Origin of the sequence: Paraburkholderia sp. Cpub6 (assembly GCF_014201065.1) — a bacterium.
GTDB classification, from domain to species: domain Bacteria; phylum Pseudomonadota; class Gammaproteobacteria; order Burkholderiales; family Burkholderiaceae; genus Paraburkholderia; species Paraburkholderia tuberum.
Genome location: NZ_JACHDM010000001.1, coordinates 987,001 through 1,012,115, shown reverse-complemented (window position 1 = coordinate 1,012,115; position 25,115 = coordinate 987,001). Strand labels below are relative to the sequence as shown.

At 65.2% G+C, this 25,115-nt stretch carries 22 protein-coding genes and 2 pseudogenes; 10 read left to right on the top strand and 14 right to left on the bottom strand.

The annotated features are described in order from the left end of the window. Positions 1-10: 10 nt before the first annotated feature. From hpnK to HDG33_RS04435, 3 genes are read right to left on the bottom strand one after another with little or no spacing between them, the layout of a single operon-like run. Positions 11-841 (bottom strand): hopanoid biosynthesis-associated protein HpnK, encoded by an 831-nt coding sequence (gene hpnK / locus HDG33_RS04445; protein ID WP_184022761.1) that lies wholly within the window; start codon positions 839-841, stop codon positions 11-13. Then, entirely contained in the window at positions 841-2,106 is a 1,266-nt protein-coding gene (gene hpnI / locus HDG33_RS04440) for a bacteriohopanetetrol glucosamine biosynthesis glycosyltransferase HpnI (RefSeq protein WP_184022760.1), read from the bottom strand. The genes hpnK and hpnI (HDG33_RS04440) overlap by 1 nt, the downstream gene beginning before the upstream one ends. 19 nt (positions 2,107-2,125) lie before the next feature. Then, positions 2,126-2,476, bottom strand: a complete 351-nt coding sequence (locus HDG33_RS04435) for a hypothetical protein (RefSeq protein ID WP_184022759.1) — start codon at positions 2,474-2,476, stop codon at positions 2,126-2,128. Positions 2,477-2,858: 382 nt separating this feature from the next. Here HDG33_RS04435 and HDG33_RS04430 point away from each other — a divergent pair, with 382 nt between their 5' ends. Both HDG33_RS04430 and HDG33_RS04425 read left to right on the top strand, forming a co-directional pair. Then, entirely contained in the window at positions 2,859-3,518 is a 660-nt protein-coding gene (locus HDG33_RS04430; RefSeq protein ID WP_184022758.1) for a response regulator, read from the top strand. After that, positions 3,515-4,918 (top strand): ATP-binding protein, encoded by a 1,404-nt coding sequence (locus tag HDG33_RS04425; RefSeq protein WP_184022757.1) that lies wholly within the window; start codon positions 3,515-3,517, stop codon positions 4,916-4,918. Before HDG33_RS04430 ends, HDG33_RS04425 begins: the two co-directional genes overlap by 4 nt. A 15-nt stretch (positions 4,919-4,933) precedes the next feature. Here HDG33_RS04425 and HDG33_RS04420 read toward each other — a convergent pair whose 3' ends face one another. The 5 genes from HDG33_RS04420 to HDG33_RS04400 all read right to left on the bottom strand — a co-directional run bounded on the left by HDG33_RS04420 (position 4,934) and on the right by HDG33_RS04400 (position 9,761). Beyond that, entirely contained in the window at positions 4,934-5,995 is a 1,062-nt protein-coding gene (locus HDG33_RS04420; protein ID WP_184022756.1) for a lysylphosphatidylglycerol synthase domain-containing protein, read from the bottom strand. Positions 5,996-6,140: 145 nt separating this feature from the next. Further along, entirely contained in the window at positions 6,141-7,301 is a 1,161-nt protein-coding gene (hpnI, locus tag HDG33_RS04415; protein ID WP_184022755.1) for a bacteriohopanetetrol glucosamine biosynthesis glycosyltransferase HpnI, read from the bottom strand. Further along, on the bottom strand, positions 7,298-8,719 hold the full coding sequence (gene hpnJ, locus HDG33_RS04410; RefSeq protein WP_184022754.1) for a hopanoid biosynthesis associated radical SAM protein HpnJ: 1,422 nt from the start codon (positions 8,717-8,719) through the stop codon (positions 7,298-7,300). The genes hpnI (HDG33_RS04415) and hpnJ overlap by 4 nt, the downstream gene beginning before the upstream one ends. Before the next feature lie 391 nt (positions 8,720-9,110). After that, positions 9,111-9,521, bottom strand: a complete 411-nt coding sequence (locus tag HDG33_RS04405) for a hypothetical protein (RefSeq protein ID WP_184022753.1) — start codon at positions 9,519-9,521, stop codon at positions 9,111-9,113. Positions 9,522-9,557: 36 nt separating this feature from the next. Beyond that, entirely contained in the window at positions 9,558-9,761 is a 204-nt protein-coding gene (locus HDG33_RS04400) for a cold-shock protein (protein ID WP_007181784.1), read from the bottom strand. 293 nt (positions 9,762-10,054) lie between these two features. Here HDG33_RS04400 and HDG33_RS04395 point away from each other — a divergent pair, with 293 nt between their 5' ends. Further along, a complete protein-coding gene (locus HDG33_RS04395; protein WP_184022752.1) occupies positions 10,055-11,500 on the top strand; it encodes an NAD-dependent succinate-semialdehyde dehydrogenase in 1,446 nt (481 codons plus the stop codon). 133 nt (positions 11,501-11,633) lie between these two features. Then, entirely contained in the window at positions 11,634-12,254 is a 621-nt protein-coding gene (locus HDG33_RS04390; protein WP_184022751.1) for a GNAT family N-acetyltransferase, read from the top strand. Between the two features lie 31 nt (positions 12,255-12,285). Here HDG33_RS04390 and kdgT read toward each other — a convergent pair whose 3' ends face one another. Then, on the bottom strand, positions 12,286-13,308 hold the full coding sequence (gene kdgT, locus HDG33_RS04385; protein WP_184022750.1) for a 2-keto-3-deoxygluconate transporter: 1,023 nt from the start codon (positions 13,306-13,308) through the stop codon (positions 12,286-12,288). 289 nt (positions 13,309-13,597) lie between these two features. On the opposite strand from kdgT, the gene kduI reads away from it, so the two are divergent. The 5 genes from kduI (at position 13,598) to HDG33_RS04360 (ending at position 17,659) form a co-directional block, all read left to right on the top strand. After that, entirely contained in the window at positions 13,598-14,434 is an 837-nt protein-coding gene (gene kduI, locus HDG33_RS04380; protein WP_184022749.1) for a 5-dehydro-4-deoxy-D-glucuronate isomerase, read from the top strand. 6 nt (positions 14,435-14,440) lie between these two features. Continuing rightward, positions 14,441-15,211, top strand: coding sequence for a 2-dehydro-3-deoxy-D-gluconate 5-dehydrogenase KduD (gene kduD, locus HDG33_RS04375; protein ID WP_184022748.1), 771 nt, complete (start codon positions 14,441-14,443; stop codon positions 15,209-15,211). A gap of 99 nt (positions 15,212-15,310) precedes the next feature. Continuing rightward, positions 15,311-16,261, top strand: a complete 951-nt coding sequence (gene kdgR, locus HDG33_RS04370) for a DNA-binding transcriptional regulator KdgR (protein WP_184022747.1) — start codon at positions 15,311-15,313, stop codon at positions 16,259-16,261. Positions 16,262-16,954: 693 nt separating this feature from the next. Then, a complete protein-coding gene (locus HDG33_RS04365) occupies positions 16,955-17,335 on the top strand; it encodes a hypothetical protein (protein ID WP_184022746.1) in 381 nt (126 codons plus the stop codon). Between the two features lie 75 nt (positions 17,336-17,410). Continuing rightward, the gene (locus HDG33_RS04360; RefSeq protein WP_026225344.1) at positions 17,411-17,659 is read left to right on the top strand and encodes a hypothetical protein; all 249 of its coding nucleotides are present in this window, start codon (positions 17,411-17,413) and stop codon (positions 17,657-17,659) included. Between the two features lie 45 nt (positions 17,660-17,704). On the opposite strand, the pseudogene HDG33_RS38005 reads toward HDG33_RS04360, so the two are convergent. From HDG33_RS38005 to HDG33_RS04345, 3 genes and pseudogenes are all read right to left on the bottom strand, one after another. Continuing rightward, a pseudogene (locus tag HDG33_RS38005) lies at positions 17,705-18,619 on the bottom strand (MFS transporter); the annotation flags it as partial. Then, a pseudogene (locus HDG33_RS04350) lies at positions 18,608-20,017 on the bottom strand (FAD-dependent oxidoreductase); the annotation flags it as partial. The pseudogenes HDG33_RS04350 and HDG33_RS38005, both read right to left, overlap by 12 nt. A gap of 10 nt (positions 20,018-20,027) precedes the next feature. Next, positions 20,028-20,909: an SDR family NAD(P)-dependent oxidoreductase gene (locus HDG33_RS04345; protein ID WP_184022745.1), complete on the bottom strand. Its 882-nt coding sequence runs from the start codon at positions 20,907-20,909 to the stop codon at positions 20,028-20,030. Positions 20,910-21,088: 179 nt separating this feature from the next. Here HDG33_RS04345 and HDG33_RS04340 point away from each other — a divergent pair, with 179 nt between their 5' ends. Beyond that, positions 21,089-21,979: a helix-turn-helix domain-containing protein gene (locus HDG33_RS04340; RefSeq protein ID WP_184022744.1), complete on the top strand. Its 891-nt coding sequence runs from the start codon at positions 21,089-21,091 to the stop codon at positions 21,977-21,979. Between the two features lie 35 nt (positions 21,980-22,014). On the opposite strand, the gene HDG33_RS04335 is transcribed toward HDG33_RS04340, so the two are convergent. Then, on the bottom strand, positions 22,015-23,205 hold the full coding sequence (locus HDG33_RS04335) for a 4-hydroxybenzoate 3-monooxygenase (protein WP_184022743.1): 1,191 nt from the start codon (positions 23,203-23,205) through the stop codon (positions 22,015-22,017). 239 nt (positions 23,206-23,444) lie between these two features. Next, complete coding sequence (gene ilvA, locus HDG33_RS04330; RefSeq protein ID WP_184022742.1) at positions 23,445-25,031, bottom strand: threonine ammonia-lyase, biosynthetic; 1,587 nt, start codon at positions 25,029-25,031, stop codon at positions 23,445-23,447. Between the last annotated feature and the right edge of the window lie 84 nt (positions 25,032-25,115).

The following is a 25,115-nucleotide window of genomic DNA, read 5'->3' as shown; positions in this document are numbered from 1 at the left end:
AAGCATGGCGCTACGCAAGCACATCCGCGAACCCGCCGAGCCGCCCCCCAAGCGCGCGGATCGCGGCGGCCACCCGTGGTGACAGCAGCGCCTGCAACTCGTCGGCATGCCGGTAGTCGTGCATGCCGTCGCTCAGCGCGTCGCCGGCCAGCGCCGGATGACAGTAGATTTCGCCGACACCATGCGGCAGATTCGCGAGCGCGGCGAGCCAGGTCGCCTCATCCATGCGCCCACTCGCCGCGATGCCGACCACATAGTCGTTGTGCGCGATCCCCGCGCGCTCGAGCCGCGTCTTCACGTGCGCGATCCACGGCCGCAGCCACAGCGGCGCGTTCGCTTCGAACGGCAGACGCATCGCCTTCATGCCGTAGTCGCGGCCGATGTCGAGGATCAGGCCGAGCACGGTCGGATGCAGATGAAAATGCTTGTGCGTGTTCACGTGGTCGAGCGTAAGGCCGGTCGCGGCGAAGGCTTCGAATTGCGCGCGAATTTCGTGCGCGAGCTGCCGGCGCACGTGCGGCAGAAAAAAGAAGCGCACGCCGTCACGCACCATGTTGCTGCCGAAGCGGCCATTCTCGTCGAGCAGCGCGGCGACCTGCTCGCGCGGCGCCAGCGCGGCGCCGTCGGCCAGCACCAGATGCAGGCCCACACGCAGTTCCGGCAGCATACGCGCGCGCGCGACCGCGTCTTTGGCGGCCGGCGCGCCGACCATCAGACTCGCGGCGCGCAGCACACCGTTGCGATGCGCGCGCTCGACCGCGATATTGACGCGCTGATGCAGACCGAAATCGTCGGCGGTGATGATCAGTCCGCGCGGCTGGGTGGGTTTTGCGCTGTCCATCACGTGAGGCTGTCCAGCCGGCCGCTGCGCTCGGCGGACGGCGTGCCGAGCTGCATGCGCTCGCCGCGCCACACGACGTGCGAACCGAACGCGCTGACGAGCCACTGGAGCGCGAGCAGCGTATCGCGCAACGGCACCAGCGGCAGATCGCGCCAGAACGTGCGCGCGCGGCGTGCCGCGCGCAGGTGCAGCAGCAGGCGCGCGCCAACGCAGACCGCGGTGGCCGACGCGCTCGCGACCACCGCCGCGAAAGGCGCGTGAGCACACGTCGCGAGCGACACGGTCAGCCCCGCGCTCGTCAACAGCCACGGCGTGGGGAAGGTGATCAGCAGCGACACGAAGCCCGGCGGATTGACCGAGCGGATCGTGCGCAGCCAGCGCGTTTCGCGCTGCCACAGCGCCGCGAAGGTCGGCTCGATCACGTCGGTCGCGACCATCACGCGCGACAGCACCGTTTGCAGACCGAGCGCGCGCACGTGCTCGGCGAGCCAGTAGTCGTCGGCGAGGCAGTTTTTCAGCGCTTCGAAGCCGCCGATGCGCTCCAGCGTCGCGCGCCGCAACGCGAGCGTCGCGCCGAAGCCGAAGCGGCGCGAGCCCATCGCATGGGCGACCCGCACCGAGGGCGCGAACCACTCGTTGATGAACAGCGCACCGACACGCGGCCAGAAACCGCCGACGCCGCGCGCGACGTACAGGCACGTGACCACGCCGACGTGCGGGTCCGCGAGCGGCGCGGCGACGCTGTCGAGATAGTCCGGGTCGACCGCGATGTCGCTGTCGGCGATCACGATCATGTCGTGGCGCGCGCGTGCCGCCATGTTGATCAGGTTGCTGACTTTCAGATTGCTGCCGTGTATGCGTGTGTCGATTGCAAGCTCGATGTCGCGCTTCGGATAGGCGGCCTGCAAACGGCGCACCACCGCGATGGCGGGATCGTGCGGCGACGACACGCCCAACACCAGCTGAAAATGCTGATGTCGCTGTTCGCAGAAGGTTCGCAGATTTTCGTAGAGACGCGGCTCGGCGCCGCACAGCGGCTTCAGCACGCTGACACCGACCTGCGCGAACGGCCCGGTTGGACAATCGAGCGAATCCATCAGCGAACGGCTGAGCGCGCGATTGACGGCCCTGCCCCCATGATGGGTCGATTTATGTCGGGCGGTGAAAAACGGCATGGCGAGCGCGGCGGCTACCGTGTAGATCGAAGCGCTAACGCAGCCGGCTAACAGAAGCCATTGACATGCCATCAACGCGTGCGCCGCCATTGTGTGCCGTCCGTGTCCGTCAGTGCTCGGCCAGCACGAAAGGTTGCCCCGTTAGCCGCAGATGAAGCACGACGAGCCACCGGCGCGGACAATTCGCTGCGATCACGGCGGGCCATGCGCCGCGAGCAGCGCGAGTCGCGCAGTCGCGCCGCACCGCGACCTCGAAGGCAACCTCGGCAAATTCGCGCGCGATCACCACGCCGCCGATGATCAGCGCGAGCGCGAACAGCCTGAACGATACCGAAGCGAAAAAAGCGTCAGAGACCGGCAGTACCGGCAACGCCATGCACAGCAGCGCTTCGGTGCCCGCGGCCGTCAGAGACGCCACTAGCAGATGGGCTCGTAGCATGTCGATGGTGACTCGCTTCATAACGTGCCTCGTGCGCGGCCTTGCGGCCTGACCGGATGCTGGCAATGGCGGGACTCGTCGAGACCGTCCGTTGACGCCATCGACCCGCATAAAGAATGCCTTGCGCGTCGCTCCATCGAAGTCCTTACGATCAGGTTGCGATGGTCTGACGACAACGTGGTCACGCACATGCATTACGATCTGCGACGACCATTTTATAGCGCGTCGATGGTATCGATTCAAGCTGAAGGAAACCTTAAGCACGCGCATGGCATGAAGCGGCTAACGAACGGCGTGGTTACACTTCGGAACGCGGCAGATGGTTCGTCTATGTGCATCAATGCCGCTTGCGTCAAAATGCTCGACGTTATGCAATAAAGCCCCACACTGGAATATTTGCCTCATGCGCTTACTCCTCGTAGAAGACGACGAACTCATCGGCTGCGGTGTCGAGGCGGGCCTTCGTCAGGCCGGCTTCACAGTCGACTGGGCACGCGACGGCCACAAGGCCGGCCTCGCGCTCGACACGACTCAATATGCCTTGGTGGTACTCGACCTCGGCCTGCCGCGCCTGAGCGGCACGGAGCTGCTCAAACGCGTGCGCGACGCCGGCAATGACGTGCCGGTGCTGGTGCTGACCGCAAAAGGCACGGTCGTCGATCGCGTCGGCGGACTCGAAGCGGGCGCCGACGACTATCTCGGCAAGCCGTTCGATCTCACCGAACTGGTGGCGCGGTGCCGCGCGCTGTTGCGCCGCGCACAAGGTCGCAGTATCGATCTGATTCGTTACCAGAATCTGACAGTGAATCCGGCCGCGCAAACGGTGCAGATCGACGAGACGCGCGTGCCGCTCACGTCGCGCGAATGGGCGATTCTGCTGCAACTGCTGACCAATCTCGGCATTCCTCAGTCGCGCTCGCGGCTCGAAGAAAGCCTGTACGGCTGGCAGGAAGAAATCGAAAGCAATGCGATCGAGGTGCACGTGTCGAACCTGCGCAAGAAGCTCGGCGCAAGCCTGATCAAGACCGTGCGCAACATCGGCTATGTGATGGAGAAAGAATGATCGGTCCGTCGATTCGGCGGCGCCTCGTGCTGCTCGTGCTCGCGAGCATCGCGATCGTATGGGGCGGCGCGCTCGTGTCGAGCTACCGGCAAGCCATCCACGAAGTCGCCGCGTGGGAACGAGCGCGTCTCGCCGAACTCGCGCAGATGCTCGCGCTGCTCGATTCGACGAATCTGATGACGCTCGCCAATGCGCGCATCGACGTGCGCGAAGAAGAGAGAGGCGGTGAGCCCGGCGCGAGCGATCTCGACGACGACGACACGCTGCCGCGCGACGCCCTCTTCCAGGTGCGCGCGGCCGACGGCGCCATTCTGGCGGGCAGCCCGCAACTGCATGCGCTCGCCGCGTGGGACTTGCCGTTGCCGCTCGCGAGCGGCGCGCAGGACGTGACGCTGGGCGGTCAGCTCTATCACTCGTTCACGTTGCGCGAAACGGCGCTCGGTCACAGCGTGCGCGTGTTCGAACCGGCCAACACCCGCAGCGACCTGGTGAGCGGTGTCGCGAGCCGCATCGCGCGGCCCACGCTGATCGCGCTGCCAGTGCTCGCGGTGCTCGTGTGGCTCAGCATCGGCTGGAGTCTCGCGCCGCTGAAGGTGTTGTCGGCCGCGATCCGTTCGCGCGACATCAACCGCATGGAACCGGTCGGCATCGGCCGCACGCCGCTCGAGGTGCGCCCGCTCGTCGACGCGATCAACCAGATGCTGGCGCGTCTGCACCATGCGCGCGAGCTCGAGCGCGCCTTCACCGCCGATGCCGCGCACGAACTGAAGACGCCGCTCGCCGCGATCAAGGTACAGGCGCAGGTCGCGCTCGCCGAGCCCGACATCGCGCTGCAGCGGCTCGCGATGGAGCGCGTCGTGCAAGGCGTCGATCGCAGCGCGCGGCTCGCCGAGCAACTGCTGCTGCTCGCGCGGCTCGACGTGCAGGAGAAGCTGCCCACCGAGCCGCTGAGGCCGGCGGCGATCGCGAAAGATACGCTGCTCGCGAACAGGCGCAATGCGCAACAGAAGCACATCAATGTGATGCTGGTCGGCGACATGCTCGCCGAGATCGACGCGGAGCCCGTGCTGATCGGCATCCTGCTTGACAATCTCCTCGATAACGCGATCAAGTACGGACGCTCGGGCGGCACTGTCGAAGTGGCGGTGCGCCATGCCGACGAGCAGGTGCAGCTGATCGTGCGCGACGACGGCCCCGGCGTCGCGCCGGACGATCTCGCGCGGCTCACGAACCGCTTTTTCCGCGCGACCGGCAATCAGGCGACCGGCAGCGGGCTCGGTTTGTCGATCGTTGCGCGGATCGCCGAGCATTTCGGCGCGAGTCTGCAGCTAGGCGCCGGGATCGGGGACCAGGGGCTTGCGGTGCGGGTGTCGTTTCCGGCCTATCGCGCGACGCGCTGAAGCCGCACCAATCGCTCAGCGCCGCTCGCCGCCCCGGTTCGCGTCAGCGACGCCCGAGCGCTGCTTGGCCAGTTCTGCGCGCACGCCGCGCGGTGCGGCATGCGGCCGCGCGCTGCCGGACGCCTCGAACAGCTGCCACGCGATCAGGCCCGGCACGAATATCAGCAGATCGCGAATTCGCCGCGCGGCCGCGAGCGCGAGACAGGTGGCGGGGTCGAGCCCCAGTGCGCCGCCAATCAGTACGAAAGCACCCTCCTGCACGCCGAGACCGCCCGGCACGAAAAACGCGGCGCTGCTGACCGCCTGAATCAGCGATTCGATCACGATCGCCTCGACGAGCGTCACGCGCGCGCCGAGGAAATACAGCGCGAGCCAGATTTCGAGCGAGGTCAGCACGCATTGCAGCGGCTGCCAGAAGAACAGATAGCGCAGCACGACCGCGCGGCGGCGCCAGATCACCTTGATCGACTGATCGATCTGCGCGGACTGGCCGACCAGCGCGGTTAGCTTGCCGCTCGTCACGCGGTTCGCCACGCGCGTGATGCGCTCGAACGGATTGGCATGCTGGACGAGCCCGAAAAGCAACAGCACCGGCGTCAACGCGACCACGCCCCACGCGAGCTGCCCGGCGAGCCGCAGCGCGCCCGATTGCGCATTGGCGAACAGAAAACCAATCCCGACCATCGTGAACATCAGCTGGCTGATCACGGTCAGCTGCATGTCGACGATGGTGCTGGCCACCGCTGTCGACGGCCTGACGCCCCAGCGCTTGAACATACGGAACGACACGAGTTCGCCGCCGATCCGCGCGACCGGCAGCATGCAGTTGACCGATTCGCGCACCCACACCAGATGCAGCATCCTGCCGAAGCTGGGGCGGTTCGCGCCGCGAATCAGCGAGCGCCAGTCGCACGCGTTGGCGATCATTGGCAGCACATGCGCGAGCGCGGCCACCACGAGGCCCGCGCCAGCCGCGCGCAACGCGCTGAACACCGCGCGCGGATCTTCGCGCCAGACGAGCCACAAAGAGATCAGCAAACCCGCGAGCGCAGCCGCGCGGCCCAGATGCTTCATCATGCGGGCACCTCGCACACGACCTCGGTATACGTGATGCGCCGCACGCCGCGTGTCGCCGGGGCGCTGCCATGCGTCTCCAGGGCGCTCCCGTTTCGCCCGCTCGAAACCTCTTCGTTCATTGCCAGCCCAATCTGCCGTTCGTTCGTCATTCGTCCTGCGCCGCCGACAGCAGCCCGTCGCCGTCGACCTTGAAGCTGAAGCCCCGCCAGATCACCCGCGACGAGCGGAAGCTCGCGACGAAAATCGCAAACGATACGATATCCCATAACGGCAGAAGCCACAGATCGCGGCAGCGCTGACGCAACGCCCGATCCGCGCGCCACTTCAACGCGAGACGCGCGACCACCGTCACTGCCGCGAGCAGCCACGCCCACGGCGCGCCGCCCGAGCACGCGAGCGCGAGCAGCGCGAACGGCAACGGATGCACGAGCGCCGTGCCGAAGTGTCCGAGCGGATCGATGCGGCGAATCGTGCGGCTCCAGCGCAGTTCGTGCGTCACGAGTTGTGCGGCGCTCGTTTCGACACACGCATGCGCGATTGCGAACGGCGGAATCGTGACCTGCTCGCCCGCCGCGCGCACCGCCGCGCCGATCTCGTAGTCCTCGGCCAGATGCTGCACGAACGGCTTGAAGCCGCCGATCCGCTCGTAGGTGTCGCGCCGCATCGCGATGGTCTGGCCGAAGCACGGCCGCGCGAGCCCGAGCGCGAGTCCGGTGACGACGCCCGGCAGGAACTGGTAGTTGGTTGCGATCGCCGACAGCCGCGGCCAGAAACCCGGATCGGGCTGGCCGCGATATGCGCAGGTGACGAGCCCGACGCCCGGCTGCTGCAATTCGCCGATCACGTTGCGCAGATAGTCCGGGCCGACGCACACGTCGCTGTCGGCGAACACGAGCACGTCGTGGCGCGCCTGCGGCACCATGTTGAGGATATTGCTGATCTTGCGGTTCGGGCCGTACAGACGCGCATCGGCGACGACGGTGATGTCCGCCTGAGGATGGAGACGCCGCAGTTCGTTGACGGTTTGCAGCGCAGAGTCGGCGCAGTCATGCACGCCGAACAGGAATTGCACGGGCCCAGGATAATTTTGCGCGCAGAAGCTCGACAGATTGTCGAGCAACGCCCACTCGTTGCCATGCAACGGTTTGATAACCGTAATGGGTGGAAAGCTGGAGGGTTCGGCTACATCCCTCGCGAAGAAGCGCCCGATCAGCGCGCTCGCGAGCACGGTGTAGCCGATCCCGACAACGGTCGCCGCCGCGCACGCGTACGCGAGCGTGACGGCGGCGAGGTGTGCGGCGCTCACGCCTCGTGCGCGCGCAGGAAGCGGAAAAATTCGACGCCTTCGCGCAGGCGCCGTTTCATCATGTCCCAGCTCGTCAGCATTTCGCGAAGGATCTCCCAGATCTTCGACGGCCGGAAATAAAAGCGTTTATAGAAGTTTTCGAGCTGATGGTACATCTCGTCGCGCGACAGATGCGGGTAGCCGATCGCCGCCAGCTGCACGCCTTCCTTGCTGACCAGATTGATCACCTTGTTCTCCGCGAGCCAGCCGTTCTCGACCGCCTGGTTATAGAGCGTAGTGCCCGGGTACGGCGCGGCGAGCGACACCTGGATTGTCAGCGGATTGATCTCTTTCGCGTACTCGATGGTCTTCTGGATCGTTTCCGGCGTCTCGCCCGGCAAGCCGAGAATGAAGGTGCCGTGCACCTTGATGCCCAGCGTGCGGCAGTCCTGGGCGAAGCGCCGCGCGATGTCGGTACGCAAGCCCTTCTTGACGTTCAGCAGGATCTGGTCGTCGCCGGATTCGTAGCCGACCAGCAGCAGGCGCAAGCCGTTTTCCCTCATGATCTTCAGCGTCGAGTAAGGCACGTTCGCCTTCGCGTTGCACGACCATGTGACGCCCAGCTTGCCGATGCCTCGCGCGATTTCTTCGGCGCGCGGTTTGAAGTCGGTGAACGTGTCGTCGTCGAACATGATCTCCTTGACTTCGGGCATGTTGTCGCGAATCCACTTGACTTCCTCGAGCACGTTCTCGACCGAACGCACCCGATAGCGATGGCCGCCGACCGTTTGCGGCCACAGGCAGAACGTGCACTTCGAGCGGCAGCCGCGGCCAGTGTAGAGCGACACGTACGGATGCTTCAGGTAGCCGTTGAAGTAATTCTTGATGGTCAGATCGCGCTTGTAGATCGGCGCGACGAACGGCAGCTCGTCCATGTTCTCGAGGATCGGGCGCGCTTCGTTGTGCTCGATCGAGCCGTCGGGGGTGCGATAGCTCAAGCCCAGGATCTGCGCGAACGGCTTGCCTTCGGCGATTTCCTTGCAGGTGAAATCGAATTCCTCGCGACACACGAAGTCGATGGCCTCGGTCGCGGTCAGCGAATTGTGCGGATCGACCGCGACCTTCGCGCCGACCATGCCGATCAGCAGCGACGGCTTGCGCTTCCTGAGGTCCTGGGCGAACAACGCGTCGGTCGGGAAGGATGGCGTGCTGGTGTGAATCACCACCAGCTCGTATTGCGAGGCGATGTCGAGGGCGGCGTCGACGGACAGGCCGTCTGCCGTGGCGTCGAGCACGCGGCTGTCGGGAACCAGTGCCGCGGGTTGGGCGAGCCACGTCGGATACCAGAACGAGCGAACTTCACGCTTGGCCTGATAGCGCGAACCCGCACCACCATCGAAGCCGTCGTACGACGGCGCCTGCAAGAACAGAGTTTTCATGGATGCTCCAGCAAGCCTTTATAGGCGCTTTCGGTTTTCAGTCGGGAATCTATTCTGTTCCATTGCCCGAATGCAGGTCGGAAAAGCCTGTGCTCGACCTGCACGTAGCGGTGGCCGCGGTCCGGAAAGGCCACGGGCAGTGGCGCAAATAGTACGGAGCAAAGCTGAAGGAAACCTGAAGAATAATACTGCGTTCAGACCGCACGCGGCATGCTCCGATGGGCGATTTGTTCAATCGACGCGCTAGTGCAATCGTGTCGCATCGATGTCGTATCGGTGTGGTAAATGGATAGGTTGTCGCGTGGCGTGCGGGCGAGCGCCGCCGGCGCCGCCGATTCACACCACCTTCACGGGCGCGAACGCTCGGCCCGACGCGTCGCTCATCGCGCGCTCATCGCGCGAGATGCCTCGCCCATTCGAGCCAGCCGAGATTGAGGGCCGCGTTTACCACTACGCCGAGCGCCGACGCGAGCGCGGCGATCATGGTCCAGAAGGCCGAGCGCCGCGCCGCGCGCGCCGACGTGTGGGCGGCGGCCGCAGCGTCGCGCGACGCGCTCGCCGCCGCCTGCGCGATATGCGACGACGCCTCCATGCGCGCGAGCGACCTCAGCGCGAAACCGCGCTCGTCGTCGTGCGTGGCGGCGGCCGCCTCACGCGCCGCGTCGTCGCGCTGTGTCTGCTCGAACAGATAGCGATGACAGAACGGCGTCAGCGGTTCGTCGGGATAGCGCGCGGCGAAGGTTTTCGCATAGGCGGCGCCGCCATTGCGCTCGATCTCCGCGTAGGCGGCGTCCTTATCCATGGTTGCCTCGCATGCGGATGAGCCGCCCGGCCGGCGTCACACGGGCTTGATGTCGGCGGCCTGTTTGCCTTTCGGCCCCTGCTTGATTTCGAAGCTGACTTTCTGGTTTTCCTGCAACGACTTGAAACCTTCGGATCGAATCTCCGAAAAATGGGCGAACAGATCTTCGCCGCCGTCATCGGGAGTGATGAAGCCGAAGCCCTTCGCGTCGTTGAACCATTTCACTGTTCCGGTTGGCATGGCGATGTCCTCGTGATGCGCTGTAGTAGCGGTTGAATGGATGAAGCGCTGCGTCCTGCAAGCGTTTCGTGCAGCGCTGACGCGGCGCCCCGGCACGACCCGCAAAATCGCTCCGGTGCCAAGGCTGAGCAAGCCGCATGCCGCGACCGGGCGCCTGCGGGCCGCGCCCGGTGCGATTGCCCGCAATCAGATAAGATAAATGGTATCCGCAATTCATTCATGGCCGCGCAGGAATGTCGCCTCGTGCCGCACGTCCGCGCGGCCAGTTGTTTTCCCACTCACAGGAACCCAGCATGGCCATCTCGAGCTATACCGATACCCGTCTTCTGATCAACGGCGAATGGTGCGACGCCGCCAGCGGCAAGACCCTCGACGTGATCAACCCCGCGACCGGCCAGGCCATCGGCAAGGTCGCGCATGCCGGCATCGCCGATCTGGACCGCGCGCTCGAAGCCGCGCAGCGCGGCTTCGAAGCCTGGCGCAAGGTGCCGGCCAACGAGCGCGCAACCGTCATGCGCCGTGCCGCCGCCCTCGTGCGTGAGCGCGCCGCGGACATCGGCCGCCTGATGACGCAGGAACAGGGCAAGCCGTTCGCCGAGGCGCGCGGCGAAGTGCTGGCGGCCGCGGACATCATCGAATGGTTCGCGGACGAAGGCCGCCGCGTGTATGGCCGCATCGTGCCGTCGCGCAACCTTGCCGCGCAGTCGCAGGTGCTGAAGGAGCCGATCGGCCCGGTCGCGGCGTTCACGCCGTGGAACTTCCCGGTCAACCAGGTCGTGCGCAAGCTGTCGGCGGCGCTCGCCTGCGGCTGCTCGTTCCTCGTCAAGGCGCCGGAAGAAACCCCGGCGTCGCCGGCGGCGCTGCTGCAAGCCTTCGTCGAGGCCGGCGTGCCGGCCGGCACGGTCGGCCTCGTGTTCGGCGATCCGGCTGAAATCTCGAGCTACCTGATCCCGCATCCGGTGATCCGCAAGGTCACGTTCACGGGCTCGACGCCGGTCGGCAAGCAGCTCGCGGCGCTGGCCGGCTCGCACATGAAGCGCGCGACGATGGAGCTCGGCGGCCACGCGCCGGTGATCGTCGCGGAAGACGCCGACGTCGCGCTCGCCGTCAAGGCAGCCGGCGCCGCGAAGTTCCGCAACGCGGGCCAGGTCTGCATCTCGCCGACGCGTTTTCTCGTGCACAACAGCCTCCGCGAAGAGTTCGCCGCGGCGCTCGTCAAGCACGCTGAAAGCCTCAAGCTCGGCGACGGTCTCGCCGAAGGCACGACGCTCGGGCCGCTCGCCAACGCGCGCCGTCTGACGGCGATGGCCAAGGTCGTCGACGACGCCCGCAAGACCGGCGCGAAGGTCGCGACGGGCGGCGAGCGCGTCGGTACCGAAGGCAACTTCTTCGCGGCCACCGTGCTGACCGACGTGCCGCTCGAAGCCGACGTGTTCAACAACGAGCCGTTCGGCCCGGTCGCCGCGATCCGCGGCTTCGACAAGCTCGAAGAAGCGATCGCCGAAGCGAACCGTCTGCCGTTCGGCCTCGCCGGCTACGCGTATACGAAGTCGTTCGCCAACGTGCACCTGCTGTCGCAGCGCATGGAAGTCGGCATGCTGTGGATCAACCAGCCTGCCACGCCGACGCCGGAAATGCCGTTCGGCGGCGTCAAGGATTCCGGCTACGGCTCGGAAGGCGGCCCGGAGGCGATGGAAGCCTACCTCGTGACCAAGGCGGTCACGGTGATGTCGGTTTAATCACGGGTTTAATCACGCCAATCACGCGCTTCGGGAACGGCGCCGCGGTTTTGCCGCTCGCATCGTTCCCGAGCGCGGCTCAACCGATCTGCCAGGTCCACGAGTCTTCCGCTCGCGGACCTTTTTTATTGCCATGAACGATATTTCCGCCGAATCGATGCAGCCCACGCTGAGCGGCTCGTTCGTCGAGCTGCGGCCGCTGCGCGAGGAGCACGCGCAGGCCCTCGTCGACGCCGCCGCCGACGGGCAACTGTGGGACATGAAGCTGACCGTCGTGCCGGGCCCGGCGACGATCGACGCCTATATCGCCACCGCGCTCGCCGGCCGTGCGGCCGGCAAGGTGATGCCGTTCACGATCGTGCGGCGCGACAAGGACGAAAAGAATGGGGGCGCTGGCCGGATCGTCGGCAGTACGCGGTTCTGGAAGATCGATCGCGCGAACCGCAAGCTCGAAATCGGCCATACGTGGCTCGCCGCCTCGGCGCAGCGCTCGGTCGTGAACACCGAGGCGAAATATCTGCTGCTGTGCCACGCGTTCGACGTGATGCGCTGCGTGCGCGTGCAGTTCACGACCGACGAGCTCAACGACAAATCGCGCGCGGCGATCCTGCGCATCGGCGCGCAACAGGAAGGCATCGTGCGGCACGAGCGGATCATGCCCGATGGGCGCAAGCGCAACTCGGTGCGCTTTAGCATCATCGACGACGAATGGCCAGCAGTGAAAGCGATGCTCGAAGCGAAGCTGGCGCGCTGAGCGGCGCGCCGGCTTCCTGCTACCGACTCATTCAAACGGGCGCATCGCGCTGCTCATTGAGCGGCGCCGCCTGCGTCGCGGTGGCGAACTCCTCGCGCAGCGCGTCGCGCGCATGATGCCGGCGCACCCACAGCGCCGTGAGGATCGGCACCAGAATCGCGGTCACGAGGCAAGCGGTGGCGACCATCGCTGTCGCGGCCGGCACCAGCGGTTTGAAGCTCGGAATCATGTCGGCGATGATCGCCGGATTCGCGACCGCGGCCCCTGCCGTCGACGACGCCGCCAGCCCCGCCGCGCCATTGCCGCCGGCAATCCAGCGATCGGCGAGAATCAGCGGCACGCCAGTCACGACGATCACGCCAAGCCCCAGCACGACGCCCGGCAGGCCGCTCGTGACGATCACGTTCAGATCGATGCCGTTGCCGAGCGCAAAGCCGAAAAACGGAATCAGCGGATGCACGCAGCGGCCGAACAGCTCGCGCAGCTCGCTATCGAAGTTGCCGAGCGCAAACCCGATCAGAAACGGCAGCACCGCGCCGACGAACAGGCGCGGCTCGAAGAACGCGACCCCCGTCGCACCCAGAATGATCATGCTGATCAGCGGCCCCGATTCGACCGACATCAGCACGAACGCGCCCGCCTCTTCCTTCGTGCCGTACTGTTGCATCACGGCCGCGTACAGCCCGCCGTTGGTCATGTCCATCGACGTGGTGATCGCGAGCATCGACAGTCCCGCGAACAGCCCGGTCTTGATGCCATCGATCGGAATGAAGCGCGCCGCGATCAGCGTGACGATCCACGCGACCAGCATCTTGGTAGCGAGCAGCGTGCCCGACTTGCGCAGCACGGTGCCGGTCGCGCGCAGGTCGATCGTCGCGCCCATGCAGAAGAACCATACCGCGAGGATCGGCACGGTGCCGGAAATCAGGCCGTGGGTGAACGAGCCGAAGTATTTGCCCGCGCCCGGCGCGAACGTATGCACACAGGCGCCGAGCAGCAGCGGCACCAGCATCAGACCGCCAGGAATGCGGTCGATGGCCTTCTTGATCTTCATGCCTCCTCCATGGACGGTGACGTCCCGTTGACGGGCTAATGACCCGCGTTGGTGTCCCGTTCTACGCCGGGCTCTCCCTGTCCGGCGCAATATAGCATCATGAAAGGAACGCCGTTCCGTTTTATTTCTTAAACCTGACTATCGTTTACCCGGTTGTTTGCGCTATGCGTTGCCAGCCGCGATCACCCGTTACAATATTTTCGGACCAGTGTTCCGAAATCATGATTCTACGTTACAGTCTCGGGCACATGGCGGCGCCGCGCCCCGCATACCGACAGGAGAACGATCAATGGACGTGAGACAGGCCATCAACAGCGAATACGCGAAGACGCTCGACACCACCGGGCTGCGTCGCGAGTTTCTGGTGGAGCAGATCTTCGAGCGCGATGCGTTGAAGCTCACGTATAGCCATATCGACCGGATCATCGTCGGTGGCGTACGGCCGGTCGAGCGCGCGGTCGAAGTGCCGGGCTCGCTCGGCAAGGCGATCGGCGTCGACTATCTGCTCGAGCGGCGTGAACTCGGCGCGATCAACATCGGCGGCGACGGCTGGGTCGACGTCGACGGCACGCGCCACACGGTGCGCCGCGAAGAGGCGATCTATATCGGCAAGGGCGCGCAAGCGGTCGCGTTCGGCAGCGCCGACGCCACCCGGCCGGCGAAGTTCTATCTGAACTGCGCGCCCGCGCACACCAGCTATCCGACCCGCACGATCTCGCTCGACCAGGCCTCGCCCGAAACCCTCGGCGATCCGGCCACGAGCAACCGCCGCACCATCTACAAGTTCATCGTGCCCGACGTGCTGCCGACCTGCCAGCTGTCGATGGGCATGACGAAGCTCGAACCGGGCAGCCTGTGGAACACGATGCCCTGCCACACGCATGAGCGCCGCATGGAAGTGTATTTCTACTTCGACGTCGCCGACGACGCCGCCGTCTTCCACATGATGGGCGAACCGCACGAAACCCGGCATATCGTCGTGCGCAACGAGCAGGCGGTGATCTCGCCGAGCTGGTCGATCCATTCGGGCGTCGGCACGCGCGCGTACACATTCATCTGGGGCATGGTCGGCGAGAACCAGGTGTTCGGTGACATGGACCATCTCGCGGTCCGCGAGCTGCGCTGAGCGAACATGAGTCCGAACACAGTGAACACTTTCGATCTGACCGGCAAGGTCGCCATCGTGACCGGCAGCAACACCGGCCTCGGCGCCGGCATGGCCGTCGCTCTCGCCGCGGCCGGCTGCGACATCGTCGGCGTGAGTCGCGCGGACGCGGGCGCGACCGCCGCGTGCGTCGAGGCGCTCGGACGCCGCTTCGCCGACGTGCGCGCCGATCTCGCGTCGACCGTTTCGGTCGACGACATCGTGCGCGCCGCGCTCGAAGCGTTCGGCCGCATCGACGTGCTCGTCAACAACGCGGGCATCATCCGTCGCGAAGACGCGCTCGAGTTTGGCGAAGACGACTGGGACGCGGTCATGGACGTGAATCTCAAGAGCCTGTTCTTCCTGTCGCAGGCCGCGGCGCGTCAGTTCGTGCGCCAGCAAAGCGGCGGCAAGATCATCAACGTCGCGTCGATGCTGTCGTTCCAGGGCGGCATCCGCGTCGCGTCGTACACCGCGTCGAAAAGCGGCGTGCTCGGTCTGACGCGACTGCTCGCGAACGAATGGGCCGCGCGACGCATCAACGTGAACGCGATCGCGCCCGGCTACATGGCGACCGCGAACACCGCGGCGTTGCGCGACGACGCGCAGCGCAACGAGGAGATACTCGGCCGCATTCCGGCCGGCCGCTGGGGCGTGCCCGACGATCTCGCGGGGCCGGTGGTTTTTCTCGCCTCGTCGGCGTCGGACTACGTGCATGGGCATACACTGGCGGTGGATGGCGGCTGGCTCGCGCGCTAGGGACGGCACAAGCTCGCCACGAGTGCGCGCGATACGCTATGCTCTCGCGCCGCTGAGCATCGGCTCGATGCGGCAGCGGCGAGTTGGCACAGACAGGGAATGACGGACATGGCGGCAACGGGAACACACAGGAATACTGCGAGGAACACTGCGCGCGACAAGACGCTCGACAAGGCGCTCGATAAGGCGCTCGATAAGACCCGCGGCAAAGTCCGCAAGGAACCCGCCGGCGCAGCGTCGCTCGATGCGGACAGCGGTGAGCGCGGCGAATCGGCGTCGTCGATCGGGCGCGTGTTCGCGATTCTCGGCGCGATCGGCGACACCGGACAGATCGGCATCAGCGAACTGTCGCAGCGGCTCGGCATGTCGAAGACGACCGTGCATCGTGTGATTCAAACACTGAAGGCGCTCGGCTACGTGATCCAGGAAGTCGAAACCGAACGCTATCGGCTGACGATCCGTCTGTTCGAGCTCGGCGCGAAAGCGCTCGAAAGCGTCGATCTGGTGCGCGAGGCCGACATCGAGATGCGCCGCATCGGCCAGATGACACGCGAAGCGGTACACCTGGGCGCGTTCGACGACGACGCGATCATCTACATCCACAAGATCGACGCCGACTACGGGCTGCGCATGCAGTCGCGGATCGGCCGACGCAATCCGCTGCATAGCACGGCGATCGGCAAGGTGCTGCTAGCATGGATGGAGCCGGCCGACGCGCGTGACGTGCTCTCGCACATCGAATTTCGCAAGTCGACGCAAAAGACCTTGACCTGCGCCGAAGCGGTGTTGAGCATCCTGCCGCGCGTACGCGACCAGGGCTACGGCGAGGACAACGAGGAGCAGGAAGATGGCTTGCAATGCATCGCGGTGCCCGTGTTCGACCGCTTCGGCCGTGTGATCGCCGGTCTGTCGATTTCGTTTCCGACGATGCGCTGCGGTGCCGACACGAAGCAGCATTACGTCGCGTTGCTCAAAGAGGCCGGGCTCGCGATTTCGACGCGGCTCGGCTATCGCGAAGCGACCGCCCCGGAACCCGCGGCCGCGCAGTAGGTTGTGCGCGTGCGATGCGTTTTTACCTATCCCACCGAAGCTTAAGACAAGCTGATGACGCTACAGGTGTAGCGTCTTTCCATCACGCTCGCCCGAGCGCACTATCGAACTTCTTACCCAGTCTGCAACCGAATGTATCTGCGCCGCATACATATGCCGAAAATCGATGCGCTTCTTTTTTCAGCAATCGAGGCGCCGAACCTTCGCTTCGAATCCATGCTTCGTCTGCCTTTGAATGCGTTTTTTTTCATAGACCCTTCAAGGGTTTGCCCGCGCGCTTGACAGTCGCCCGGCATGTCGACCCGTAACCCGCGGCGCCTTCCCTCCTCGTTCATCGCACTCGCATCGACGTTTCGGCGCGAGCTCGGATCGACACGTCCTGTTACACACAAACACACCGGTAATCGCGCCGCTCAGTAGAGTTCGGTTCAAACGAAAGCGCATCAGATGAAACGCTTCGCACGACAGGCACTCGCATCACAGATTTCAGGGAGCAACATCATGAAAAAAATCCTCGCATTGGTCATTCTTGCCGCCACGCTCGGTGGCGCGTTGAGCGGCTGCATCGTCGTCCCTGGCGATCATCCGCATCATGACCACTACTACGAACGTTATTGATCGGGCCATCACGCGCAGTAGGTGGGCGTCCGGCTCGCCAATCCATCACAGACATCCACACAACAGAGAACAATCATGAGTCTTTCACGCAACCGCTGGGTATCGTTGACCGTCGTCGCGGGTCTCGCGATCGGCGCATCATCGGCCGCTGTCGCGCACGTCGATGTCGGCGTGAACATCGGCGTACCGGGCATCGCGGTCGCGCCCGCCGTGGTCGAGGCTCCGCCGCCCGTCTATGTGCAGCCCGCGCCCGTCTATGCGCCTGCGCCGCCTCCCGCGGTCATAGTCGCTCCGGGCTGGTACGGTGAACGCTACTACGATGGTCATCGCTATTGGGAGCGTCGCCAGTGGGAGCGTCATCACGAGGAATGGCGCGATGCTCGCGGCCCGCACGGCGACTGGCACGACAACGGCTGGCACGGTCATGGTCATGACGATCGCGGGCATGACCATTGATAGACGGCAGGTGGCGTCCATCGCGCCACCGTGTCGCGCTTGCATTCGCGCCACCCCCTTGACAGGAGCGACGACGTGCTACGCAATGATCCGAGACGAGTAACCGCGCAGGTCGACGGCGCGCACATTTGCGCCGAATACAGCGAGCTGACCGGCCAGCTGTGCCTGCGCCAGGACGGCACGCTGGTGCGCGAATGGTTTCCGCCGCATTCGTGGATGGCGATCGCGTCGGTGGCCGGCGCGCGCCACTGGGGCACGCGGCCAACCGACGACGAATTGCTCGCGCTGCTGCACAACGAAATGGCGTTGCTGCGCGCGTCCTGAGCGGTCGCGCGTTGTTCGAGCGTAGCGGCACGCCCGACGCCGCGCTCATTCGATCGCTATGGCGCCGACGTTTTCATCGACCGATGCGTGATCGAGCGGCTCGCGCCGCATCATCAATACCACCCCGCCCGCCGCGATCACGGCCGGCACCGCGAGCAGGCTGAACACGGCGCCGAAGTGCCAGCCGAGCCCCATCAACGCCGCGCCGATGAGCGCGCCCGCCACGCCGCCGACGCGGCCGATTCCCAGCATCCACGCCACGCCCGTCGCGCGCGCCCGGGTCGGGTAGAAGCTCGCCGCGAGCGCCGACATCGACGTGACCGCGCTGGTCGCGACCGTGCCGGTCAGGAAGATCAGCGTCCCGAGCCAGACCTGATGGTCGACGCCCCGCCCGACCAGCAACACGAGCGCGCCGACGAGGACATAGGTGAACGCGATCACGCGATGCCCGGCGAAGCGATCCATCACCCAGCCGACGCACAGATTGCCGAGGATGCCCCCGAGCGGAAACAGCGACGTCATCAACGCGGCCTTTTCACCGGAGAAGCCGGTGTCCTTGAACAGCGTCGGCAGCCAGTTGGTCAGCAGATAGTAAATCAGTAGCCCCATGAAATAGGCGAGCCACAGCATCAGCGTGCCGAAGCGGTAGCGCGCCGACAGGATGATCGCGAGCGCCCATTGCGAACGTGCGTCGCCGGTATTGCGGCGCACGTCGACCGCGAAAAAACGGCATCCGTCGAAGCGGTCGTGGGGCGCGATGCGTTGCAGGATTCGCGCGATCCGTTGATCGGCGCGCTTACGCACCGCGAGAAATTGCGCCGATTCCGGCAGAAACAGTATCAGCATCACGCTCAGCACGAGCGGACCGGCGCCGCCGGCGACCAGCACGCTCGGCCAGCCTAAATGCGGAATCAGCCATGCGGATGCGAGACCGCCGATCGCGAGACCGGCTGTCGTACCGCGGCCGAATTCGCGATCTTCGCCACGCACCGCGTCGGCGTTGTAGCGCTTCACGGTCGCCTCGAGCGCCGTGCCGTCGAGACCCGCGTTGCGCGCGAGTTCCGCGAGCGTGCGGCCCTTGCTCAGATAGCCGTTGCGCAGCAGCGAGCCGAGCGGCACGGGCGCCGGCTTCGCGTAACCGAGCCCATATTTGCGGATCGTCGCGTGATCGCAGATCAGCCACATCGCGGTTTCGCGTTCGTTCGCGCAGGCCTCGATCATCGCGGCACCCACGTCGTGATACGAATTCGCTTCGTTGGTGAAGCGCTTGCCCGCGCGCGTCACGCCGATCACGCCAGGCTTGTAGCGATCCACCAGATGCGGAAACACGCCGACGCTGCCGTCGCTCATCGGCACGCGCGACACCGGCATCCATGCGGCGGGCTGCGGAAAACGGATCGCCACCCGCGCACCGAGACGTTCGGCCATGCCGACGCCGTCGCCCGTATTGCCGCGCGGCACCGGCGACAGGTGTTCGCCGCCGCGCCGCAGATGCGGATACGCGCGGGCGATCCGCGCGACGTCATGCGAGAAGCCGCCGCACGCGAGCACCACGCCGCGTCGCGCGACGATGCGCATCTCGCCTTGCGGTCCGGCGACGAGCGCGCCGGTCACGCTGCCGTTCGTCACGTTCAGCTCGCGAGCGGCCGTGTTCGTATGGATTGGAATGCCGAGATCGAGCGTGGACTTCGCGAGCCGCGCGGCGAGCGCGTTACCGCTCGTGATCTGCACGCCGCGCCGGTACAGCGCAAGATCCTTCAGATGGCTCGCGAGGCGCTTCGCGACGTAAAGCGCGGAGGTGAGCGAACGCGTCGCATTGAAGAAGTGCTTCAGGTCCGCATTCGACGAGTTGAACATCATGCCGATGAACGTGATCGTCTTCAGCGGCGGGCGCAATCGCGAGATGTCCTGGCCCAGCGCGCGCGCATCGAACGGCGCGGCGACGATCGAGCGGCCAATGTCGACACCACCGCCCACGTTCGGGTGATAGTCGGGATACAGCGTCGGCACGAATTTGACGGTGGTTTCGCGCTCGAAGAAGTCGAGCATCTCAGGGCCCGTGTCGAGAAACGCGTCGACGGCGGCGGCATCGAAGCACGCGCCGGTTTCGCTGCGCATATAGGTCAGCGCCGCTTCGCGCGTATCGCTGACGCCGTTGCTCTTTGCGTGACGGTTGCCCGGAATCCACAGCACACCGCCTGAAAACGCGGTCGTGCCGCCGAAGAACGGCTCTTTCTCGATCACGACGACATCGAGACCGTGTTTGCGCGCGGTGATCGCGGTCGACAGCCCTCCCGCACCCGAACCGATCACGAGCACGTCGCACGTGAGTGTCGCGCCGCGTGTTGCGTTGGTCATGATGGTCTCCTTACGCGCGGACCTGGCGGTCGGCCTGGGTGGCTTGCGCGGCCTGGTTGGCTTCGAAGCCGGGACGCGGCACGAGGTCCATCAGCATGCTTTCGAAGCCGCCATCGACGACGACTTCGGCGCCGTTCACATAGGCCGCGCGTTCGCTCGCGAGAAACGCGACGACATCGGCGATATCGTTCGGCTCGCCGATCCGGCGGCTCGCCGTCATCGCGCTGCGCCGGCGTTCGATATCGCCGTGCTCGTAGAACGCCGCCGACAGCGGCGTGCGGATCATGCCCGGGCACACGGTATTGCTGCGAATACCGCGTGGTCCCCACTCCGCCGCGATCTGCTTCGACAGCATCGTGACACCGGCCTTGCCCGCGCTGTAAGCGCCGCTATAGGTCTGCGGATGATGCGCGGCCACCGACGCGACATGCACGATTGCGCCAGCGCCGCGCTTCAGCATGCGTTGACCGAATTGCTGCGAGCACAGCATGTAGCCGGTCAGATTCACGCGCAGCATCGCATTCCATGCATCGAGTCCAATCTCTTCGATGCCCCCCGGCCGCAACAGGCCCGCGTTGTTCACGAGCACATCGGCGACGCCGAGGCGCGCTTCGAGCTCCGACACCGCGCCGCGCACGCTATCGATGTCGCCGATATCGCAGGCGAGCGCCAGCGCTTCGACACCGCTCGCGTTCAGCGCTTGCGCGACGTCACGGCACTTCTGCTCATCGCGATCGAGCAGCGCCACGCGTGCGCCAGCGTCGCCCAACACCTGAGCAATCGCGCTGCCGATGCCGCCCGCCGCGCCGCTCACGACGCAGACTCTGCCTTCGAGCCCGAGCCAGTGTCGCGCGTTGGCGGGTATGTCGCGCTTATCTTTCCGTTGATTCATTTGCTTAGTCCTCCCGATCTCCACGTTCACGATCGCGGCGAGCTTAGGTTGGCCGGCTTCACCAAACTGCGTCATTCGACCGCGTCTTCGATGGAAAAAAGTATAGCCACGCGGTTCCGGACGAAATTGGACAAAGGCAGCGCATCGCAGGACAATTCGAACATTGGAGACAAAACCGCATGAGGAATATCCCTAACTACGATCTGTACGGAGAGTCCGCGCGGCCGCCGTGGTACGACGCGTTCAATTTCGAATGGATCGTCGAGCGCAGTCGTCCGAACGACTGGCATATCGCCGCGCACCGGCACGATGCATTGCTGCAGATTCTCTATATCCGCAGCGGTTCGGGCCACGTGCTGATCGAAAGCGAAAAGCTCACGATCGACGCGCCATGCCTGATCCTGATTCCAGCGCAAACGGTGCACGGTTTCGTGTTTTCCCCGGAGATCGACGGGCTTGTGATTACGGCCGCGCAGCGCGCGCTTGAGTCGATTTCGAAAGCGGTGTCGCCGGGCCTCGTGCCGGTGCTGCAACGGCCCGCGCTGATTCCCGTGCGGCCCTCGGTCGGCGAGCGCACGTTGATGCCCTTGTTCGGTTTGCTGGAGCAGGAATTTCGCGGCAGCGCGCGCGGCCATATCGCCGCGGGCATGTCGCTGATGATTGCACTTTTTGTGCAGGTCGCCCGGCTGACCGATGCCGCCTCGAGCGCGGGCGCGACCGTCAATGACCGGCGCGCCGCGCAGATCAAACGGCTACGCGAACTGATCGCTACGCATGTGCGCGAGCATCTGCCAATCGATTTTTATGCGGAAAAATTGGGGGTGACCGCGGCGCAACTGGGGCGCATCTGTCGTGAGGAGCTTGGCCATTCGCCGCTGTCGCTCGTCAACGATCAGTTGATACGCGAGGCGCAGCGCGATCTGGTCTACTCGGGTTCGAGCATCAAACAGATCGCGCATGCGCTCGGTTTCGAAGATGCGGCCTATTTCAGCCGCTATTTCCGCAAGCAGACCGGCGTCACGCCCAAGGAGTTTCAGGCGGCCGCGCATCGGGATCTGTCGATCAATTAGCGATCCCGATGATCGCGCGGTGCTTGCAGTAGCGCTTACAGCTGCGCCTGCATCTGCGCGCCGGCGACGCCGACGTAGTTCTCCGCCAGGACTGTCGCGGCCGTGCGCGACGTCGTCACGTACTCGAGCTCGGCGACCTGCAGTTGCTGCTCGAACGCCGAAGTGCCTTCGATACGATGCAGCATGCTGGTCATCCAGTACGAGAAGTGCTCGGCGCGCCAGATGCGTTTGAGCGCGGTTTCGCTGTAACGGTCGAGCAGATCGGCGCGGTTTTCCTTGTAGAACGCGTCGAGCGCCTTGCTGAGCACGTTCACGTCGGCGACCGCGAGGTTCATGCCCTTCGCGCCAGTCGGCGGCACGATATGCGCGGCGTCGCCAGCGAGGAAGAGGCGCCCGTACTGCATCGTCGTCGACACGAAGCTGCGCATGCCGACGATGTTCTTCTGAAAGATCTTGCCGTCGATGATCTTGTGGCCTTCGTCCGAATCGGCGCGCGCATGCAGCTCGGCCCAGATGCGATCGTCAGACCAGTTGTCGACCGAGTCCTTCGGATCGCACTGGAAATACATGCGCTGCACGTTCGGCGAGCGCGTGCTGATCAATGCGAAGCCGCGCTCGTGGCGCGCATAGATCAGCTCGTCCGACGACGGCGGGCCTTCGCACAAAATGCCGAACCAGCCAAACGGATAGACGCGCTCGAAATCCTTGCGCAGCGTCTGCGGGATCGCCTGGCGCGACACGCCTTGCGAGCCGTCGCAGCCGATCACGAAGTCGCATTGCAGTTCGTGCTCCGCGCCTTCGTGGCGATAGCGGATCGACGGCTTATCGGTATCGATGCCATGCACCGACGTCTCCGATACGCCGAAACGCAGTTCGGCGCCCGCGGCGACGCGCGCCGCGACTAGATCCTTGATTACTTCGTGCTGGGCATAAACCGTGATCGCATGACCGGTGAGGCCGGTCAGATCGATGCGGCGACGCTTGCCTTCGAACGCGAGTTCGAAACCGTGATGCAGCGCGCCTTCGGCTTTCATGCGTTCGCCGAGACCGGTTTGCGTCAGCAGGTCCATCGTGCCCTGCTCGAGGACGCCGGCGCGAATCGTCGATTCGATCTGATCGCGCGTGCGCGTTTCGAGCACGACCGAGTCGATACCGCGCAAATGAAGCAGATGGGAAAGAAGCAGGCCAGCGGGCCCTGCACCGATGATGCCAACTTGGGTGCGCATGTATGTCTCCTGAATGCGGTGATGAAATTTGCGCTCAGTGTGACGATCGCGACGCCTATCCCGCAATGCGATATGGCGGATAGGCCGTATCGCGTTGCGCGATAGAAGGTGTAAGGCGGGAGCCAGCGCCGCGCGGCTGTTTCGGCCGAAAACGCAAGTCTGGTGGGGTTTTCCGGCGATTTGGATTGACCCGCGGCTCGTGCTGCGGCATGGCGTGCCCTCAGGTAAACCCCGATCCGCTAAACGAGCTTCAACTCGCCAAGAAATAGTCGGTAGACGGGATTTTTCGTCTCTTCCCAGCACGGATAGCCGAGCGTTTCGATGAAGCGCTCGAACGCCGCGTGGTCGCTCCCGGGCACCTGAATGCCGACCAGAATCGAGCTGTAGTCCGCGCCCTGGTTGCGGTAGTGGAACAGGCTGATGTTCCAGTTCGGCGCCATCGACGACAGGAATTTCATCAGCGCGCCCGGACGTTCCGGGAACTCGAAGCGAAACAGTCGTTCGTCGCGCGCGAGCGGCGAGCGGCCGCCGACCATGTAGCGGATGTGCTGCTTCGACAGTTCGTCGAAGGTCAGATCGACGGTGGCGAAGCCGTGCGCTTCGAAGGCGCCGGCGATCTGCGCCGATTCGCTGCGATTGCGGATCTGCACGCCGACGAAAATATGCGCCGAGTTCGCGTCGGCGATCCGGTAGTTGAACTCAGTGACACTGCGCGTGCCGAGCAGCTCGCAGAAACGCCTGAAGCTGCCGCGCTCTTCGGGGATCGTCACCGCGAAGACCGCTTCGCGCGCTTCGCCCACTTCCGCGCGTTCGGCGACGAAGCGCATGCGGTCGAAGTTCATGTTCGCGCCCGACGTGATCGCGATCAGCGTCTGGTTCTCGATGCCTTCCCGCTCGGCATACTGCTTGGCGCCGGCCACCGCGAGCGAGCCCGCCGGTTCGAGCACGCTGCGCGTGTCCTGGAACACGTCCTTGATCGCGGCGCACAGCGCATCGGTGTTCACGAGCAGCACTTCGTCGAGATATTCGCGGCACAGACGGAAGGTCTCTTCGCCGACGAGCTTCACCGCGGTGCCGTCGGAGAACAGCCCCACTTCGTTCAGCGTCACGCGCTCGCCCGCCTGCAACGACGCGGCCATCGCGCACGAATCGTCGGTCTGCACGCCGATCACCTTGATCTCGGGGCGCACCGATTTCACGTATGCGGCGACACCGGCCGCAAGACCGCCGCCGCCGATCGGCACGAAGATCGCGTGAATCGGGCCCTGGTGCTGGCTGAGGATTTCCATCGCGACGGTGCCCTGACCGGCGATCACGTACGGATCGTCGAACGGATGCACGAAGGTCAGGCCGTGCTCTTCCTGCAGCTTGACCGCGTGACCATAGGCGTCGCTATACGACTCACCGAACTGCACGATCTCGACAGTCGGCCCGCCGTGCGTGCGGATCGCGTCGACCTTGAGCTGCGGCGTCGTCACCGGCACGACGATGATCGCCTTCACGCCCATGCGTGCCGCCGATAACGCCACGCCCTGCGCATGATTGCCCGCCGACGCGGTGATCACGCCGCGACTGAGCGCCTCGGCCGGAATATGCGCCATCTTGTTGTATGCGCCGCGCAGCTTGAACGAGAACACCGGCTGGTTGTCCTCGCGCTTCAGATAGACCGGGTTGCGCAGCCGCGCCGACAGGTTCGGCGCGCGTTCGAGTTCGGTCTCGCGCGCCACGTCGTAGACGCGCGCGGTCAGGGTCTTTTTCAGGTAGTCGTGAGACGGCGCGACGCGCCCGGCCGCTGCGGCGGCCTGTTCGAGTTCGTTTAACAGCACGGCAAGCTCCTGGGTGGCAACATTCGATGCAACCACGCATCAACGGCGATCGACATCGAACGATAGCAATCGCGGCATGTTCGC

Bases quoted from the DNA above. Each gene is read 5' to 3' on its own strand.
- hpnK (WP_184022761.1), bottom strand. From the start codon at position 841: ATGGACAGCGCAAAACCCACCCAGCCGCGCGGACTGATCATCACCGCC.
- hpnJ (WP_184022754.1), bottom strand. From the start codon at position 8,719: ATGAAAACTCTGTTCTTGCAGGCGCCGTCGTACGACGGCTTCGATGGT.
- HDG33_RS04430 (WP_184022758.1), top strand. From the start codon at position 2,859: ATGCGCTTACTCCTCGTAGAAGACGACGAACTCATCGGCTGCGGTGTC.
- kduD (WP_184022748.1), top strand. From the start codon at position 14,441: ATGAGTCCGAACACAGTGAACACTTTCGATCTGACCGGCAAGGTCGCC.
- HDG33_RS04395 (WP_184022752.1), top strand. From the start codon at position 10,055: ATGGCCATCTCGAGCTATACCGATACCCGTCTTCTGATCAACGGCGAA.
- HDG33_RS04390 (WP_184022751.1), top strand. From the start codon at position 11,634: ATGAACGATATTTCCGCCGAATCGATGCAGCCCACGCTGAGCGGCTCG.
- HDG33_RS04345 (WP_184022745.1), bottom strand. From the start codon at position 20,909: ATGAATCAACGGAAAGATAAGCGCGACATACCCGCCAACGCGCGACAC.
- HDG33_RS04435 (WP_184022759.1), bottom strand. From the start codon at position 2,476: ATGAAGCGAGTCACCATCGACATGCTACGAGCCCATCTGCTAGTGGCG.
- kduI (WP_184022749.1), top strand. From the start codon at position 13,598: ATGGACGTGAGACAGGCCATCAACAGCGAATACGCGAAGACGCTCGAC.
- HDG33_RS04340 (WP_184022744.1), top strand. From the start codon at position 21,089: ATGAGGAATATCCCTAACTACGATCTGTACGGAGAGTCCGCGCGGCCG.
- HDG33_RS04400 (WP_007181784.1), bottom strand. From the start codon at position 9,761: ATGCCAACCGGAACAGTGAAATGGTTCAACGACGCGAAGGGCTTCGGC.
- HDG33_RS04335 (WP_184022743.1), bottom strand. From the start codon at position 23,205: ATGCGCACCCAAGTTGGCATCATCGGTGCAGGGCCCGCTGGCCTGCTT.
- kdgT (WP_184022750.1), bottom strand. From the start codon at position 13,308: ATGAAGATCAAGAAGGCCATCGACCGCATTCCTGGCGGTCTGATGCTG.
- HDG33_RS04420 (WP_184022756.1), bottom strand. From the start codon at position 5,995: ATGATGAAGCATCTGGGCCGCGCGGCTGCGCTCGCGGGTTTGCTGATC.
- hpnI (WP_184022760.1), bottom strand. From the start codon at position 2,106: ATGGCGGCGCACGCGTTGATGGCATGTCAATGGCTTCTGTTAGCCGGC.
- HDG33_RS04425 (WP_184022757.1), top strand. From the start codon at position 3,515: ATGATCGGTCCGTCGATTCGGCGGCGCCTCGTGCTGCTCGTGCTCGCG.
- HDG33_RS04405 (WP_184022753.1), bottom strand. From the start codon at position 9,521: ATGGATAAGGACGCCGCCTACGCGGAGATCGAGCGCAATGGCGGCGCC.
- kdgR (WP_184022747.1), top strand. From the start codon at position 15,311: ATGACGGACATGGCGGCAACGGGAACACACAGGAATACTGCGAGGAAC.
- HDG33_RS04365 (WP_184022746.1), top strand. From the start codon at position 16,955: ATGAGTCTTTCACGCAACCGCTGGGTATCGTTGACCGTCGTCGCGGGT.